Origin of the sequence: Isoptericola sp. NPDC060185, assembly GCF_042728595.1 — a bacterium.
In the GTDB taxonomy this organism is placed as follows: Bacteria; Actinomycetota; Actinomycetes; order Actinomycetales; family Cellulomonadaceae; genus Isoptericola.
Genome location: NZ_JBHWYY010000095.1, coordinates 1 through 15,028, shown reverse-complemented (window position 1 = coordinate 15,028; position 15,028 = coordinate 1). Strand labels below are relative to the sequence as shown.

18 protein-coding genes are annotated in these 15,028 nt (G+C 74.8%); 9 read left to right on the top strand and 9 right to left on the bottom strand.

Annotation, left to right across the window (positions count from 1 at the left end):
- The first annotated feature begins 128 nt into the window (after nt 1-128).
- The 7 genes from ACFWDO_RS19495 (at nt 129) to ACFWDO_RS19465 (ending at nt 4,672) form a co-directional block, all read left to right on the top strand.
- Complete coding sequence (locus ACFWDO_RS19495) at nt 129-1,202, top strand: LLM class flavin-dependent oxidoreductase (protein ID WP_380325450.1); 1,074 nt, start codon at nt 129-131, stop codon at nt 1,200-1,202.
- Nucleotides 1,203-1,267: 65 nt separating this feature from the next.
- A complete protein-coding gene (locus ACFWDO_RS19490) occupies nt 1,268-1,525 on the top strand; it encodes a type II toxin-antitoxin system Phd/YefM family antitoxin (RefSeq protein WP_380325453.1) in 258 nt (85 codons plus the stop codon).
- Nucleotides 1,522-1,920, top strand: a complete 399-nt coding sequence (locus tag ACFWDO_RS19485) for a type II toxin-antitoxin system VapC family toxin (protein ID WP_380325456.1) — start codon at nt 1,522-1,524, stop codon at nt 1,918-1,920. Before ACFWDO_RS19490 ends, ACFWDO_RS19485 begins: the two co-directional genes overlap by 4 nt.
- Before the next feature lie 20 nt (nt 1,921-1,940).
- Nucleotides 1,941-2,726 carry an MBL fold metallo-hydrolase gene (locus ACFWDO_RS19480; protein ID WP_380325459.1) on the top strand — a complete coding sequence of 262 codons (786 nt, stop codon included), beginning with the start codon at nt 1,941-1,943 and terminating at the stop codon, nt 2,724-2,726.
- Nucleotides 2,727-2,797: 71 nt separating this feature from the next.
- Nucleotides 2,798-3,709 (top strand): LLM class flavin-dependent oxidoreductase, encoded by a 912-nt coding sequence (locus ACFWDO_RS19475; protein WP_380325462.1) that lies wholly within the window; start codon nt 2,798-2,800, stop codon nt 3,707-3,709.
- Nucleotides 3,710-3,766: 57 nt separating this feature from the next.
- Nucleotides 3,767-4,270, top strand: coding sequence for a hypothetical protein (locus ACFWDO_RS19470; RefSeq protein ID WP_380325465.1), 504 nt, complete (start codon nt 3,767-3,769; stop codon nt 4,268-4,270).
- A 15-nt stretch (nt 4,271-4,285) separates the two neighbouring features.
- Nucleotides 4,286-4,672 (top strand): VOC family protein, encoded by a 387-nt coding sequence (locus ACFWDO_RS19465; RefSeq protein ID WP_380325468.1) that lies wholly within the window; start codon nt 4,286-4,288, stop codon nt 4,670-4,672.
- A gap of 36 nt (nt 4,673-4,708) precedes the next feature.
- Here the strand turns inward: ACFWDO_RS19465 and ACFWDO_RS19460 are convergent, their stop codons facing one another.
- Genes ACFWDO_RS19460 through purS form a run of 3 tightly spaced genes read right to left on the bottom strand, consistent with a single transcriptional unit; the run spans nt 4,709 to nt 6,233 of the window.
- Nucleotides 4,709-5,230 (bottom strand): GNAT family N-acetyltransferase, encoded by a 522-nt coding sequence (locus ACFWDO_RS19460; RefSeq protein WP_380325471.1) that lies wholly within the window; start codon nt 5,228-5,230, stop codon nt 4,709-4,711.
- Nucleotides 5,227-5,946: a phosphoribosylformylglycinamidine synthase subunit PurQ gene (gene purQ / locus ACFWDO_RS19455; RefSeq protein ID WP_380325474.1), complete on the bottom strand. Its 720-nt coding sequence runs from the start codon at nt 5,944-5,946 to the stop codon at nt 5,227-5,229. Before purQ ends, ACFWDO_RS19460 begins: the two co-directional genes overlap by 4 nt.
- Nucleotides 5,946-6,233, bottom strand: a complete 288-nt coding sequence (gene purS / locus ACFWDO_RS19450) for a phosphoribosylformylglycinamidine synthase subunit PurS (protein WP_380325477.1) — start codon at nt 6,231-6,233, stop codon at nt 5,946-5,948. Before purS ends, purQ begins: the two co-directional genes overlap by 1 nt.
- A 221-nt stretch (nt 6,234-6,454) precedes the next feature.
- Between purS and ACFWDO_RS19445 the strand changes: the two genes are divergently transcribed.
- On the top strand, nt 6,455-7,324 hold the full coding sequence (locus ACFWDO_RS19445; protein ID WP_380325480.1) for a septum formation family protein: 870 nt from the start codon (nt 6,455-6,457) through the stop codon (nt 7,322-7,324).
- A gap of 18 nt (nt 7,325-7,342) precedes the next feature.
- Here the strand turns inward: ACFWDO_RS19445 and ACFWDO_RS19440 are convergent, their stop codons facing one another.
- The 6 genes from ACFWDO_RS19440 to ACFWDO_RS19415 all read right to left on the bottom strand — a co-directional run bounded on the left by ACFWDO_RS19440 (nt 7,343) and on the right by ACFWDO_RS19415 (nt 14,255).
- The gene (locus ACFWDO_RS19440) at nt 7,343-8,329 is read right to left on the bottom strand and encodes a phosphoribosylaminoimidazolesuccinocarboxamide synthase (RefSeq protein ID WP_380325483.1); all 987 of its coding nucleotides are present in this window, start codon (nt 8,327-8,329) and stop codon (nt 7,343-7,345) included.
- A gap of 428 nt (nt 8,330-8,757) precedes the next feature.
- Nucleotides 8,758-10,341 carry a hypothetical protein gene (locus ACFWDO_RS19435; RefSeq protein ID WP_380326135.1) on the bottom strand — a complete coding sequence of 528 codons (1,584 nt, stop codon included), beginning with the start codon at nt 10,339-10,341 and terminating at the stop codon, nt 8,758-8,760.
- Between the two features lie 94 nt (nt 10,342-10,435).
- Entirely contained in the window at nt 10,436-11,722 is a 1,287-nt protein-coding gene (purD, locus tag ACFWDO_RS19430; protein WP_380326132.1) for a phosphoribosylamine--glycine ligase, read from the bottom strand.
- Nucleotides 11,723-11,769: 47 nt separating this feature from the next.
- Nucleotides 11,770-12,480: a transporter substrate-binding domain-containing protein gene (locus tag ACFWDO_RS19425; RefSeq protein ID WP_380326128.1), complete on the bottom strand. Its 711-nt coding sequence runs from the start codon at nt 12,478-12,480 to the stop codon at nt 11,770-11,772.
- Nucleotides 12,477-13,772, bottom strand: coding sequence for an adenylosuccinate synthase (locus ACFWDO_RS19420; protein ID WP_380326125.1), 1,296 nt, complete (start codon nt 13,770-13,772; stop codon nt 12,477-12,479). The genes ACFWDO_RS19425 and ACFWDO_RS19420 overlap by 4 nt, the downstream gene beginning before the upstream one ends.
- A 120-nt stretch (nt 13,773-13,892) precedes the next feature.
- On the bottom strand, nt 13,893-14,255 hold the full coding sequence (locus ACFWDO_RS19415) for an STAS domain-containing protein (RefSeq protein ID WP_380326122.1): 363 nt from the start codon (nt 14,253-14,255) through the stop codon (nt 13,893-13,895).
- 76 nt (nt 14,256-14,331) lie between these two features.
- On the opposite strand from ACFWDO_RS19415, the gene ACFWDO_RS19410 reads away from it, so the two are divergent.
- Entirely contained in the window at nt 14,332-14,787 is a 456-nt protein-coding gene (locus ACFWDO_RS19410; protein ID WP_380326119.1) for a DUF3151 domain-containing protein, read from the top strand.
- Nucleotides 14,788-15,028 lie beyond the last annotated feature (241 nt).

Below are 15,028 nucleotides of genomic sequence, written 5' to 3'. Positions count from 1 at the left end.
CCGGCCCCCCCCCCCCCCCCCCCCTGACGTTGGCGGGGGGGTGTGCGCCCCGGGCCGGCCACCCGCCCCGCCAACACCCCCCGCTCACAACGGAATAGGAGTCCCGCCCGCGGGAGTTGTCCCAGGCGATGAACGCCGACGCCTCGCACCCCGCGCCCACCTCACCCCGACTGTCCGTGCTGGACCTCGTCCCCGTCCGCACGGGCCAGTCCAGCCCCCAGGCGCTCGCCGCCTCGCTCGCGCTGGTGCGCCGGGCGGACGAGCTGGGCTTCGAGCGGTACTGGTTCGCCGAGCACCACAACATGGCCGCCGTGGCCGCGTCGACGCCGCCGGTGATGATCGCCGCGGCGGCGGCCGCCACGGAGCGCATCCGCGTCGGCTCGGGCGGCGTGATGCTGCCGAACCACGCGCCGCTCGTCGTGGCCGAGCAGTTCGCCGCCCTGGAGGCGCTGGCCCCCGGCCGCGTGGACCTCGGCATCGGCCGCGCGCCCGGCTCGGACCCGGTGGTCACGGCGCTGCTGCGGCAGTCCGGCCCGACGTCGGACGTCGAGCGGTTCCCGCAGCACGTGCGCGACATCCTCGCCCTGATGAGCCCTGACGGCGCCACGCTGCGCCTCGGCGACGGCAACCTCTACGACGTGCACGCCACCCCGGCCGCCGACGGCACCCCGACGGTGTGGCTGCTCGGCTCCAGCGACTACTCCGCCCGCCTCGCCGCGGAGCTGGGGCTGCCGTACGTCTTCGCGAACCACTTCTCGGGCGCGGGCGTCGACCAGGTGCTCGCCCTGTACCGCGACCACTACACGCCCAGCGCCGCCCACCCGGAGCCGCAGACGTTCCTCACGGCGAACGTCGTCGTCGCGCCCACTGCCGTCGAGGCGCACGAGCGGGCGCTGCCGCAGCTCCGCTCGATGGCGCGCCTGCGCACCGGCAAGCCGATGGGCCGCGCCGAGACGGTCGAGCAGGCCCTGGCCGAGCCCCTGGACCCGATGGCGGAGCAGATCGTCGCCGACATGCGCGCCCGCTGGGTGGTGGGCGAGCCGCACCAGGCCGCGGCCCAGCTCCGCGACCTGGCCACGCGGCACGGCGTGGACGAGGTCATGGTCGTGCCCGTCGCCGGTACCTACGAGTCCGAGCCGCTGGACGCCACCCCGGGCCGCGTCCGGACGCTCGAGCTGCTCGCCGAGGCGCTGGCGGCCTGACCTTGTGGTCCGGAATCCTGGTGGACTAACGTCGACTTAGTCCACCAGGATCGAGGAGCTCGCCCGTGAAGACCGTCAACGTGCACGAGGCCAAGACCCACCTCTCCCGCCTCCTCGCCGAGGTCGAGGGCGGCGAGGAGGTCGTCATCGCCCGCGCGGGCCACCCCGTCGCTCGCCTGGTCGGCACCGACCCGTCGGCCCGGCCGCGGCGGACGCTCGGCCCGCTGCAGGGCCGGTTCACGATGCCCGACGACTTCGACCACTGGGCTCAGGACGAGGTGGCGGCCCTGTTCGAGGGTGACGACGCCGCAGGCGCCCGGTGAGGTACCTCCTCGACACCAACGTCCTCGTCTGGACGCTCGGGTTCCCCGAACGGCTGCCCGACGACGTCGCGGAGATCCTGTCCGACCCCGAGCCCGAGATCTGGTTCAGCGCCGTCAACATCTGGGAGATCGGCATCAAGTCCGCGCTGGGCCGTGCAGACTTCGACCTGGATCCGCACGTGGCCCGCGCGACGACCCTGGCCCTGGGCTTCGTGGAGCTCGCCGTCGACGGCGCACACGCGGTGACGGCGGCCCGGCTACCGGCCGTCCATCGCGACCCGTTCGACCGGATGCTGGTGGCGCAGGCCATCATGACGGGCTCGACCCTGCTCACGAGCGACGCCACGGTCGCCGCGTACCAGGGCCCCGTCCGCCACGTCGGCCGCCGCGGCTGACGGACGAGAGAGGACGTCTCATGACCGACGTGACCGTGGTCCGCGCGGACAACCCCGGCCCGATGACGCTGGACGGCACGCGCTCGTACGTGCTGCGGGCGCCGGGCTCGGCGTCGTGCGTGGTGGTGGACCCGGGGCCCGACGTCGAGGAGCACCTCTCGACGCTCGCCGGCGCCGGGCCGGTGGAGCTCGTGCTGGTGACGCACCGGCACGCCGACCACACGGCCGGCTCGGCGCGGCTGCACGCGCTCACCGGCGCCCCCGTCCGCGCGGCCGACCCGGCGCACTGCCACGGTGGCGAACCCCTGCGCGGCGGCGAGCGCATCGACGCCGCGGGGTTGCGCCTCGACGTGCTCGCCACCCCGGGGCACACCGCGGACTCGGTGTCGTTCGTCGTGACGGGGCCGGACGACGTGCCCGTCGTGCTGACCGGCGACACGGTGCTGGGCCGTGGCACCACCGTCATCGCCGAGCCGGACGGCTCCCTGCGCGACTACCTCGCCAGCCTCGACGTGCTGGAGCGCGCGGGCGACGGCCGCGTCGGCCTGCCCGGCCACGGCCCCGCTCTCGACGACCTCGGCACCGCGGTCCGTTCCTACCGCGCCCACCGCCTGGAGCGGCTGGACCAGGTCCGGTCCGCGCTGGCGGAGCTGGGCCGCGACGCCCGCTCCGACATCGACGGCAACGGCGACCTCGCGGACGCCGTCGTCGCGCGGGTGTATGCCGACGTCGACCCGTCGGTCCGCCGCGCGGCGCGCCAGTCGGTCGTGGCGCAGCTCGCGTACCTGCGGGACGCGCCCGTCTGACCCGGCACTCCACGACCCGGCACTCCCCAGAGCGGGGGGCGCATGTCGGAGGCGCGCGGCACCATGGCGGGATGACGGTCACCCCCGCCCCGCGCCCGGAGGCCCGCCCTGCGGTCCGCCTCGGCGTCGCCTTCGTCCCCACGATGCCGCCGGAGTCGCTGCGCGACCTCGCCACGGCGGTCGAGGCCGCGGGCCTGGACGACGTGTGGGTGTGGGAGGACTGCTTCAAGCAGAGCGGCGTCGCGTCGGCCGCGGCGGCGCTCGGCTGGACGGAGCGCGTGCGCGTGGGGATCGGTCTCATGCCGGCGCCCCTGCGCAGCACCGCGGTCACGGCGATGGAGGTCGCGACGCTCGCGCGCCTGTTCCCCGGCCGGTTCGTCCCCGCCGTCGGGCACGGCGTGCAGGCGTGGATGGGGCAGGCGGGCGTCCGGGTGGACTCGCCGCTGACGCTGCTGCGCGAGCACACCGAGGCCCTGCGCCTGCTGCTCGCCGGCGAGGAGGTCACGACGTCGGGCCGGTACGTGCACCTCGACCGGGTACGCCTGGACTGGCCGGCGCCGCAGACCCCGCTCGTGCTGGGCGGCGTCGGGCCGCGCTCGCTGGCCCTCGCGGGCGAGCTGGGCGACGGCGTGATCCTCGCGAACGCGCTCACTCCGGACGACGTGCGCGCCGCCGCCGACGCCGCCACGGCCGCGGCGAGCCCGGTGGGCCGGCCGACGCCCGAGGTGTACGCCACGCTCATCGCCGCCGCCGGCGACCGGGCCCAGGAGCGCCTGGACGCCGAGCTGCCCCTGTGGGGAGCCGAGCCCGGACGCGGCATCGGCGCCGCCGGCGACGCCCGCGCCATCGCCGACGGAGTGCTCCGGCTCGCGGCGGCCGGGGCGTCCGCCGTGGCGGTGCAGCCGACGGCGGACGAGCCGGACCTCGCCGGGCTGATCGAGCTGCTGGGCTGCGAGGTGCGCCCGCTGCTGGAGCACGCGTGACAAGACGGGGCTCGACCGTCCCAACCTGATCCTGAGGAAGGACCCTACGATTCGGCCATGACGACGCCATCAGACCCGTACCGCCGCCCGGAGGACACGCCGCCCTCGCCGGGCGCCCAGGGCCAGCCATACCCGCCGGGCCAGCCGTACCCGCCGGGCAGTTCCGCGGCCGGCGGCCCGCCGCCGTACGCCCCGTCGCCGTACGACCACGGGGCCGTCGTGCCGTCGCCGCCGCCCGTCGTCTACCACCAGCAGCAGCCGTACCCCGCCGCACAGCCCTACGCGGCGTACCAGCAGCCCGTCCCCGCCAGCAGCGGCCTGTACGTCGCGGCCGCGGTGATCAACTGGGTCGTCCTGGGCATCACGGTGGTCTCGACGCTCGGCCTCGGTCTCATCGCCGCAGCGTGGATGGTCCCGATGACGATCCTGACCCACAAGGCCGCGAAGGACGGGTACCGGCACACCGCCCTCGCCGTGTGCACGCTGCTCTTCTGCGGTCTGATCTCCGGCATCCTCATGCTCGTCGACGAAGGCAACCGCCAACCCAAGCCGCTGCAGTAGCCCGAAGGAGCAGTCATGGACTGGAAGATCGAGCTCATCCACGTTCCCGTGAGCGACGTGGACCGCGCCAAGGAGTTCTACGAGCGCGTGGGCTTCCACGCGGACCACGACCAGCGCGTCGACGAGAACCTGCGGTTCGTGCAGATGACGCCGCCCGGCTCGGCGTGCTCCATCGCGTTCGGCGAGGGGCTGGGCGGCGGGCTGGCGCCCGGTCAGCTGGACGCGATCCAGGTGGTGGTGCCCGACGCCGACGCGGCCCTGCAGCACCTGCGGGACGTGGGCGTCGAGGCGCAGGGCGTGGACGACCAGCCGTGGGGCCGGTTCGTCACGTTCGCCGACCCGGACGGCAACTCCTGGACGCTGCAGCAGCTGCCGGCGTGGTCCGCCGGCGCCGCGGGCTGAGCCCGCGGCGGCCGGTGGCCGTCGCCGGGGCGACCGTCAGAGCCGCTTGCCGTAGCAGCGCTGCTGCTCGGAGCCCACGTGGTCGCCGAAGGGGTCGATCGGCTCGTAGCCGATCGACTCATAGAGGCGCATCGCCTCGGGCTGCGCGGTGCCGGTCTCGAGCACGAAGCGCCGGAAGCCGACCTGGCGGGCGGCACGCTCCAGCTCGGCCATGAGCCGGCGGGCGATGCCGCGCCCGCGGGCCCCGGAGTCCACGAACACCCGCTTGACCTCGCCGGTCGCCGCGGGGTGGGTGGTGCCCCGGCCTCGCCGGTCGTCGGTGCCGGACACGTCCCGCACCGCGGCGGTGCCCACGGCACGGCCGCCGACCCGCGCAACCAGCGTCACGACGATCGACCGCGGGTCGATGGCGGGCGCCGGGTCGTCGCCGCCGTAGCGGACCGACATCTCGGCCTCCTGCGCGGCGCGCAGGCTCGCGGCGTCGGCGTCGTCCCACTCGACGACCTCGACGGTCAGGTCGTCGGGGCGGGCCTGGGGCAGAGTGGCGGTCGCGGTCATGCCCGGACGAGGGCGGCGAGCACCGACGTGAAGAAGCCGAGCCCGTCCGTGCCGCTGCGCGGGCCGTCGGCGCCGTCCGGGCCGAAGCCGGCCTCGACGGCGTGCTCGGGGTGCGGCATGAGGCCGACCACGTTGCCGCGCGCGTTGGTGATGCCGGCGATGTCGCGGCGCGAGCCGTTCGGGTTCCAGCCCTGGTAGCGGAACACGACCCGGCCCTCGCCCTCGAGCTCGTCGAGGGTGTGCTCGTCGGCGACGAACTGCCCGTCCTGGTTCTTCAGCGGGATGGTGATGTGCTGGCCGCGCTCGTAGCGGTTGGTCCAGTCCGTCGCCGTGTTCTCCACGGACAGCACCTGCTCGCGGCACACGAAGTGCAGGTGGTCGTTCTTCACCATGGAGCCGGGCAGCAGGTGGGCCTCGGTCAGCACCTGGAAGCCGTTGCAGATGCCGAGCACGGGCATGCCGCCCTTCGCGGCGTCCACGACGGCGTCCATCGCGGGCGCGAAGCGCGAGATGGCGCCGGCGCGCAGGTAGTCGCCGTAGGAGAAGCCGCCGGGCAGGACGACGGCGTCCACGCCGTGCAGGTCGCCGTCCGCGTGCCACAGGGAGACGGGCTCGCCGCCCGCGAGCCGCACCGCGCGGGAGGCGTCGCGGTCGTCGAGCGTGCCCGGGAACGTGATGACGCCGATGCGCGCGGCGTCCAGGGTGGGCGCGGTCATCAGGCGACGCCCTCGGAGGTGATCGTCCCGGCGGCATCGGTCGCGGCGTCCGCCACGCGCACGACGTCCTCGATGACCGGGTTCGACAGCAGCGTCTCGGCGGCCTGCTGCGCGGCGGCGAGGACCTCGGGGGTCACCTCGCCGTCCACCTCGAGCTCGAACCGCTTGCCCTGGCGCACCCCGCTGAACTGGGTGAACCCGAGGCGCGGCAGCGCCCCGACGACGGCCTTGCCCTGGGGGTCCAGGATCTCGGGCTTCGGCATGACCTCGACGACGACGCGTCCCACGGGTGCTCCTTGGATCGTGACCGGGTAGTCAGGTGGCCGCCGCTCCGGGATCCCGCACGCGCGGCGCAGCGGGGCGCGCGCGTGAGAGCGGGAGCACGACGGCGGGATTCCGCGACGAGTCTACCGTCGGCACGCTAGCCTCGGGACGCCGCGGAACGCTGCCGGACGCCGGCGCCGCCGACCCCGCGTGAACCGACGACCGCAACGATCGACGAGGAAGCATGTCCGCACCCACTCCTCCGCCCTCCGGCGGCAGCGCCCCCGACCCGTACTCCGCCCCCGACGCCGGCTCGTCCGGGCCTGCCCCGAGCGGCCCGCAGCCTTACACGGAGCCCGGCGCGACGCCGTCCTACTCGCAGGCGCCGTACGCACAGCCCGGCGCACAGCCCGGCGGCCAGGGCCCGTACGACCCGTCCGCGCCGGCGACGCCCTACGGCGGCCAGCCGCCGTACGGCTACGCCCCGCCCCGCAAGACCGACGGCGTGTCGATCGCGGCGCTCGTCACCGGCATCCTCGGCCTGGCGCTCGTCCCGCTCGGCCTCGGCATCGCCGGCGTCGTGCGCACCAAGGACCCGGCGCGGTCGGGCCGCGGTCTGGCCATCGCCGGCATCGTGCTGGGCGCCCTGAGCACCATCGGCTGGATCGTCTTCATCGCGCTGATCGCGCTGGTCGCCACCAACGACGACCTCCAGGACGCGTTCAAGGAGAGCTACCAGCAGGGGATCCAGGAGGGCGCCGGGCTCGACTACGGCGTCGGCGAGTGCTTCGACTACCCCGCCGGTTCCACCACGGTCGAGGGCATCACCCCCGCCGACTGCACCGCGCCGCACGCGGCCGAGGTGTTCGCGGTGTCCCAGCTCCCCGGCGGCGACTACCCCGGCGAGGCCGGCCTCGAGCAAGCGTTCACGGACACCTGCGTGCCGGCGTTCGAGTCGTACGTGGGCATCGACCCCGCGGAGACGACCCTGACCGCGTACTACATCGGGCCCGACGAGGTGTCGTGGGCCATCGGCGACCGGCAACTGCTGTGCGTCGTCGAGGACGGCGACGGGTCGCCGCTCGTGGACAGCGTGCGCGGCAGCGGTCTCTGACCCCGACCGGGGCGCGCCTCAGCGCAGGGGCGCCCCGGTCAGCCGCTCGTACACCTCGAGGTAGCGGTCGCGGGTGCGCTCGACGACGTCGGCCGGCAGGGCGGGCGGCGTCGTGTCGGACGCGCGGTCCCAGCCGGACGCGGGCGAGGTGAGCCAGTCGCGCACGATCTGCTTGTCGAAGCTGGCCTGGGTGCGACCCGGCTCCCAGTCGTCGGCGGGCCAGAACCGCGACGAGTCGGGCGTGAGCACCTCGTCGCCCAGCACCGTGGCCCCGGTGGCCGGGTCGACGCCGAACTCCAGCTTGGTGTCCGCGAGGATCACGCCGCGCTCGCGCGCGATCTGCTCGGCGCGGGAGTAGACGGCGAGGGTGAGCTCCCGCAGGCGGACCGCGGCGTCGTCGCCGATCCGGCGCGCCACCTCCGCGAAGGGCACGTTCTCGTCGTGCTCCCCGACCGCGGCCTTGGTGGCGGGGGTGAAGATCGCCTCGGGCAGCCGCGACCCGTCGACCAGGCCCGCCGGCAGCGGGATCCCCGTGACCTCGCCGGACGCCCGGTACTCGGCGAGGCCGGAGCCCGTCAGGTAGCCGCGCGCCACGCACTCCACGGGGAACATCTCGAGCCGGCGGCAGATCATCGCGCGCCCGGCGACGACGTCGGGCACCAGGCCGTCGCCCGGCTCGGCGCTCGCCTCCGTGGACACCACGTGGTTGTCCACGACGTCCGCGAGCTGCTCGAACCACCACAGGCTGAGCTGCGTGAGCACCACGCCCTTGTCCGGGATCCCGGGGCTGAGCACGTGGTCGTGAGCCGAGAGCCGGTCGGACGCGACCACGAGCACCACGTCGCCCAGCGGGTGCACCCCGCCCAGCGCGGGCAGGGCGGGCTCGTACAGGTCGCGCACCTTGCCGGAGTAAACGTGCCGCCACCCCGGCAGGTCGAGCGGTCCGCCCGCGAAGGCGTCGTTCTGGTCGGCACCGGGCTGGTCGACATCGTGCGTCTCGGTCACGACGCACAGTCTCGCATCCGGCGTCGGGCCGGGGCGCGCGTGTCCGCGATCCTGCCGCGCGGAGTCCATCGGCCCCCCTACCGGACAGCCCCGTCCGTTCACCGTCACCTGGTCGGCGCCGCGCTGAGCGGGCGGCGTGCGCCTCTACTCGGGCACCGACCGGGACCGCATCGACACCTACCACGTCGTGGCGCGCGGCGGATCCTCCGGGACGGTGACGGTCTCCGGCCTGGCCGATGCCGACCGCCGCTGGTTCCGGCACGTCCCCGACCGCGGCGCGGGCCTGACGATCGCCGACCGCCTGGTCCGGATCGACGGCACGGTGAACTTCCCTGGGACGTCCCGGAGGCCCCCGGGCGGTGACCGCGCGCGGTCACCGCCGGAGGCCGACGTCAGGTCGCCGGCGGCCGCCTGTCAGCGGCCGGTCGTCAGCCGTCGAACGACAACCGCAGCGCGAACTCGTCGCCGCTGCTCGACGACCCGAGCGCCCGCAGCGGCTCCAGGTTCGCGAGGACGTCCTCGTCTCCCTCGGCGCCGAGCTCGATCACCGGGGCGAGCTTGTCGACGTCGAGGTAGACCAGCGACGAGACCCGGTCGAACGGGACCACGGAGCGGAACGCGTCGGACGCCGCCAGGCCGGAGCCGACCTCGAGGGCGCTCTCGGACGTCGCCAGCGCCACGCCACCGTCGACGTCCTGCACCGTGAGCCGGACGCCGGCGGCGGACTCGATCGCGCCGGCGAGGCGCTCGTCGATGTCGCGGAGCTCCGCCTGGTCGCCGTGGGACCGCAGCGCCACGTCGAGGCTCTCGACGCTCTCGGGGCCCGCAAACGCGTCCAGGCCGTCCAGGCCGCGCTCGCCGACGGTGAGGAGCGGGTCGGACAGCAGGAGCGTGGTGAGCTCGTCCAGCGAGACCCCGAGCGTCGCCTCGACCTCGGCGCTCGCCTGCTCCCCGCCCGCCCCGACGAGGGCGTCGGTCAGGAGGTCGGCGTACTGCGTCGCATACTCGTCCGACATCGCGGTGCCGTAGGCGAGCGCGGTGGAGCCGGGCAGCTGCGCCGGGTCCAGCGACGACTCGCCGAGCATCGCCTCGGCGCCCTCGAAGACGCCACGCACCTCGATGGCCGACGACTCGGCGCGGAGCACCACGGCGGCCGCCCCCAGGTCGTCGGTCAGCCCCGGCACGTCGAGCTGCGGCTGCCCGGGCTGCTCGAGCCCCTGCGCCATCAGGTCGGCCACCTCGGGGTGGGCCATGATCGCCCCGTAGTCGGCCCAGCCCGACGCGACGCCCTGGTCGCCGAGCCTCCCGACGGCCGCCGTGAACTTCTCCGCGTCGCCGAGCGACGCCTCGGTGGCCGCCGCGACCGCGGCGTCGACCGTCGCCTGCTCGGCACCGACGATCGCGTAGCCGTCGAGGAAGGCGACACCACCGGCCTCCGCGCCGGAGCAGTCTGCGAGCTCGGCGATGCCCTTCCGAGCCTCCCCCTCGTCGTCCACCTGGATCGCCACGACGGGCTCGAACGGCTCGTCGAGGAGCGCGACACCGACGCGCTGACCGAGCCATGGCTCGACGTCGGCGGCGAAGTCGACGTCGCAGTCCTCCCCGAACGCCTCCTCGACGAACAGGGTCCGCAGGTCGGCCTCCTCGTCGCCCACGGAGTCGGCCAGGGCGGGGAACTTCTGCAGCAGCCGCAGGATCTCCACCTTCTGCCCCGCCGAGGGGTCGAGGTCGACCCTCGCGTACGCGAGGGAGCCGGCCGGCAGCACGTCGTGCGGCTGCGTGCCCGCCCCCGACAGCATGGCGTACGCGACCGCCCCGGCCCCGCCGACGAGCACGACGCCGGCGGCGATCCCGATCGTCGCGACCGTGCGACCGCGGCGACGTGGCGCGGGCGCCGAGACCACCTCCCCGGGCGTCAGGTCGAGGAGCACGGGGTCGGTCGGAGCGTCCGAGGCGTGGTCGGCCGAGCGCGGGTCGGGTTCGGGCGTGCCGGGCGGCGTGGCGTGTGACATGGGTGGGCTCCCTTCGAGGTCCGCTCGGACAGTAGCGGAGTCTCCGGGTTGTCTTGCAGGTTTTCCACAGTTCACGCCCGGGGACAGGTACCCATCAGGCCCCGGGGACGGCGACCTCTCCGCGCTCGGCCCTGAGCGCGATGTCGCTGCGGTGGTGCGACCCGTCGAGCGCGATCTTCGCGACGCCCGCGTACGACGCGGCGCGCGCGGCGGCGAGATCGGCGCCCCGGCCCACGACGGACAGCACGCGGCCGCCGGCGGACACCAGCGCGCCGTCGACGACGGCGGTGCCGGCGTGCAGCACGTGCACGTCGTCCAGCGCCTCGGCGTCGTCGATGCCGGTGATGGGGTCGCCCTTGCGGGGCGACTCGGGGTAGCCCTGCGACGCGACGACCACGTTGACGACGGCGTCGTCGGACCAGCGCAGCGGCTCGATGGCGTCGAGGCGGCCGGTGGCGGCGGCGAGCAGCACGCCGGACAGCGGGGTGCGCAGGCGCGCGAGGACGGCCTGGATCTCCGGGTCGCCGAAGCGGGCGTTGAACTCGACCACGCGGGTGCCGCGGCTCGTCAGCGCCAGGCCCACGTACAGCACGCCGGAGAACGGGGTGCCGCGGCGGGCCATCTCGTCCACGGTGGGCTGCGCGATGCGGTCGAGCACCTCGGCGACCAGGCCCGACGGCGCCCAGTCGAGCGGGGTGTACGCGCCCATGCCGCCGGTGTTGGGGCCGGCGTCGTCGTCGCCCACGCGCTTGAAGTCCTGGGCGGGCACCATCGGCACGACCGTGGCGCCGTCGCTCAGGCAGAACAGCGACACCTCGGGGCCGTCCAGGTACTCCTCCACGACCACCCGTCCGTCCGCCCCGCGCGCGTCGAGCGCCTCGCGGGCGTGGGCGAGCGCGGCGTCGCGGTCGGACGTGACGACCACGCCCTTGCCGGCCGCGAGCCCGTCGTCCTTGACGACGTAGGGGGCGCCGAACGCGTCGAGCGCGTCGGCGACCTGGTCGACGGTGGCGCACACGTGCGCCATGGCGGTCGGCACGTTCGCGGCGGCCATGACGTCCTTCGCGAACGCCTTGGACCCCTCGAGGCGGGCGCCCTCGGCCGACGGGCCGAAGACGGGGACGCCGGCCTCGCGGACGACGTCGGCGACGCCGGCCACCAGCGGGGCCTCGGGGCCGACGACGACCAGGTCGACGCCCAGGGAGCGGGCGAGGGCGGCGACGGCGCGGCCGTCGTTCGCGTCGACGGGGTGCAGGGCGGCCTGCGCGGCCATGCCGGGGTTGCCCGGGGCGGCGTGCAGCTCGTGCGCGGGCTCCTCCGACGCGAGGGCGTGGACGATGGCGTGCTCGCGGGCACCGGTCCCGACGACGAGGATCTTCACGGGCGCCCAGTGTAGGAGGCGCGGGGTCGTGCCGTCGTAGGAGTCCGTCAGGCGGGGACGGTGGCGTCCTGCCCCGAGCGGGCGAGCGACGCGGCGACGAAGCCGTCCGCGACCAGGTCCGCGACCGTGTCGCGCAGCCACGCGACGGCGACGGGATCGCGGTCGCGGCCGGTGGCGACGGCCTGGCGGATCTCGGTGAACCGCGGCTCGACGACCCGCAGGCCGGGGTGCTCGGCGACGTACCGCGTCAGGGGCTGGCGGATGCCGGCCGCGACCTCGAGGCCGCCCTCCTCGAAGGCGAGGACGCCGTCGGCGCCGCGCACCACCTCCGCGTGCTCCAGGGTGCGCGTGAGGTACAGGTCGTACGCGGAGCCCTGCTTGACGCCGACCCGCACGCCCGGCCGGTCGACGTCGTCGGCCGCGCGCACGGGCGAGCCCTCCGGCACGGCGAACACGCCCTCGATCAGCGCGTACGGGGCGGTGAACGCGACCTGGGTGGCCCGCTCGGGCTCGACGGCGAGGAACCCGACGTCGGCGCGACCGTCGGCGACCGCGGAGAACGAGTGCCGCGCCGCGTCGACGCACTCCAGCACGCCCTCGACGCCGAGGCGCCGGGACAGCTCGCGGGCCAGGTCGACGGTCACCCCGGCCGGCTGCTGCCGGGTCCCCTGCGCGAGCACGGGGTTGCCGAGGTTGATCACCGCGCGCAGCACGCCCGTGGGCGCGAGCGCGTCGACGACCTGGCCCGTCGCCGTCATCCGCGCGCGTGGATGAGGTCGTGCACCGGGATGATCTCGTCGCGGCGCGGGCCCACGCCCACGGCGGAGACGCGGCAGCCGGAGAGCTCCTCGAGCCGCGCGAGGTACGCCTGCGCGTTCGGGGGCAGGTCCTCGATGCTGCGGGCGTGGGAGATGTCCTCCCACCAGCCCGGCATCTCCTCGTAGATCGGCTTCGCGTGGTGGAACGCCGACTGGTCGTCGGGCATCTCGTCGTAGCGCGTGCCGTCGACGTCGTAGGCCACGCAGACCGGCACCTTCTCGAGGCCGGTGAGCACGTCCAGCTTGGTCACCACGAGGTCCGTGAGGCCGTTGATGCGGGCCGCGTAGCGCGCGATGACGGAGTCGTACCAGCCGCAGCGGCGCGCGCGGCCGGTGGTGACGCCGTACTCCCCGCCCGTCTTGAGCAGGTACTCGCCCATGTCGTCGAACAGCTCGGTGGGGAACGGGCCCTCGCCGACGCGCGTCGTGTACGCCTTGATGACGCCGATGACGGAGTCGACCCGGGTGGGCCCGATGCCGGAGCCGGTCACCGCGCCGCCCGCGGTGGCGCTGGACGACGTGACGAAGGGGTAGGTGCCGTGGTCGATGTCGAGCATCGTCGCCTGGCCGGCCTCGAACAGCACGGTCTTGTTCGCGTCGAGCGCCTGGTTCAGCACCAGGGGCGTGTTCGCGACCATGGGGCGCAGCCGCTCGGCGTGCGCGAGCAGCTCGTCGACCGTCTCGTCGATCTCGACGGCGCGGCGGTTGTAGACCTTCACCAGCAGGTGGTTCTTCTGGTCGAGGGAGCCCTCGACCTTCTCCCGCAGGATCTTGGGGTCGAACAGGTCCGCGATGCGGATGCCGACGCGGTTGATCTTGTCGGCGTACGCCGGCCCGATGCCGCGGCCGGTGGTGCCGATGCGGCGCTTGCCCAGGAAGCGCTCGGTGACCTTGTCGAGCGTGCGGTGGTAGCCGGCGATGACGTGCGCCTGGCTGGACACCAGCAGTCGGGAGACGTCCACGCCGCGCGCGACGAGGTCGTCCAGCTCCTCGAACAGCACGTCGATGTCCACGACCACGCCGTTGCCGATCACCGGGACGACGCCGGGCGACAGGATGCCGGACGGCAGCAGGTGCAGGGCGTACTTCTCGTCGCCGATGACGACGGTGTGGCCCGCGTTGTTGCCGCCGTTGAACTTCACGACGTAGTCGACCCGGGACCCGAGCAGGTCCGTGGCCTTCCCCTTGCCCTCATCGCCCCACTGGGCACCGACGAGCACCACGGCTGGCATGAAATCTCCTCGCGTCGACGAGGCCCGGCTCGTCACCCACGTCATCTGAGCAGGCGGGCCTCCCCGGCCGGGCCGCGCCCGAGTTTACCCGCCCGTGACCTGCGCGCCGGTCGGGCGCGCTCAGCCGGCCGGGTGGTGCGAGGCCGGGGCGGGCTGCGCCGGGGCCGACTCGCACCGGTGGTCGCGGTCGATGCGGAACAGGTCCAGCGCGCCGCAGACCTCGAGGACGAACAGGTCGCGCTCGTCGGCGCCGCGCAGCACGGTGGCGCCGCCGCGCTTGCGACCGGAGTCCGCCAGGGAGATGAGGAACGCGGCGCCCGTCGAGTCCATGAACGTGACCCGACACATGTCGATCACCAGCAGCTGCCGCCGCAGCCCGACCACCCGGGTGGCGATCTCCGGGAACTGGTCGCGTTCCGCGAGGTCGAGGTCACCGGCGATCACGAGCGTCGTCGTCGTCGATGACGTCGCGATCTCGATCATGCTGCCGAGCGTACCCGCGACCGGCCGTACGCGGCGCTCGAGGAGCACGGTCCGGCCCGGGGGCCAGAATGGGCCCATGACCTCCCCTGTGGACGACCTGCTCGCCGGCCCGCCCCCGACCCGCCTGCCCGACGACCACCCCCAGGTGCGCGACGGCCTCGACGTCGGCGCGGACCCCGCGCAGCTCGCCGCCGACCACCCCGCGTCGTCGCTGGCCTGGGCCGTGCTGGCGGAGCGCACCCTGGACGGCGCGGGCGCGGGCGCGGAGCCCAGCGCCGCGCGGTCCGTCACGGCGTACGCGTACGCGCGCACCGGCTACCACCGCGGTCTCGACGCGCTGCGGCGCGCCGGCTGGCGCGGCCAGGGCCCGATCCCCGCCGACCACGTCCCGAACCAGGGCTTCCTGCGCGCCCTCGCCGCGCTCGCCACCGCGGCCGCCCGGATCGGCGAGACCGACGAGGCCGAGCGCTGCGAGCAGTTCCTCCGCGACTCCGGCACCTCCGCCGCCGAGGTCGCCGCCCTCCGCGACTGACAGCACAGACAGCACTGACAGCACAGACAGCACCTCGCCCCGCCATCACCCTCGATACAGCCCAGACCCCCTCACCCCTGCCTGCCGCCCGGGGCGCGCCCTCACGCACGCGCCGCACCCCGGTGGTGCCGGCGTCACGAACAAGGGTGCGTTCCGGACGAGCGCGGGGTCGGGGCGTTCGTGTCGCGAGGCGCGCCATCCGCCGCTCGTTCCTCGCGGCTCCCGCCAGGCCCGACCAGCC

Excerpts from the sequence above, each read along its gene's own strand:
- ACFWDO_RS19495 (WP_380325450.1), top strand. The coding sequence starts at position 129 with ATGAACGCCGACGCCTCGCACCCCGCGCCCACCTCACCCCGACTGTCC.
- ACFWDO_RS19480 (WP_380325459.1), top strand. The coding sequence starts at position 1,941 with ATGACCGACGTGACCGTGGTCCGCGCGGACAACCCCGGCCCGATGACG.
- ACFWDO_RS19475 (WP_380325462.1), top strand. The coding sequence starts at position 2,798 with ATGACGGTCACCCCCGCCCCGCGCCCGGAGGCCCGCCCTGCGGTCCGC.
- ACFWDO_RS19470 (WP_380325465.1), top strand. The coding sequence starts at position 3,767 with ATGACGACGCCATCAGACCCGTACCGCCGCCCGGAGGACACGCCGCCC.
- ACFWDO_RS19465 (WP_380325468.1), top strand. The coding sequence starts at position 4,286 with ATGGACTGGAAGATCGAGCTCATCCACGTTCCCGTGAGCGACGTGGAC.
- ACFWDO_RS19460 (WP_380325471.1), bottom strand. The coding sequence starts at position 5,230 with ATGACCGCGACCGCCACTCTGCCCCAGGCCCGCCCCGACGACCTGACC.
- purQ (WP_380325474.1), bottom strand. The coding sequence starts at position 5,946 with ATGACCGCGCCCACCCTGGACGCCGCGCGCATCGGCGTCATCACGTTC.
- ACFWDO_RS19445 (WP_380325480.1), top strand. The coding sequence starts at position 6,455 with ATGTCCGCACCCACTCCTCCGCCCTCCGGCGGCAGCGCCCCCGACCCG.
- ACFWDO_RS19435 (WP_380326135.1), bottom strand. The coding sequence starts at position 10,341 with ATGTCACACGCCACGCCGCCCGGCACGCCCGAACCCGACCCGCGCTCG.
- ACFWDO_RS19425 (WP_380326128.1), bottom strand. The coding sequence starts at position 12,480 with ATGACGGCGACGGGCCAGGTCGTCGACGCGCTCGCGCCCACGGGCGTG.
- ACFWDO_RS19420 (WP_380326125.1), bottom strand. The coding sequence starts at position 13,772 with ATGCCAGCCGTGGTGCTCGTCGGTGCCCAGTGGGGCGATGAGGGCAAG.
- ACFWDO_RS19415 (WP_380326122.1), bottom strand. The coding sequence starts at position 14,255 with ATGATCGAGATCGCGACGTCATCGACGACGACGACGCTCGTGATCGCC.
- ACFWDO_RS19410 (WP_380326119.1), top strand. The coding sequence starts at position 14,332 with ATGACCTCCCCTGTGGACGACCTGCTCGCCGGCCCGCCCCCGACCCGC.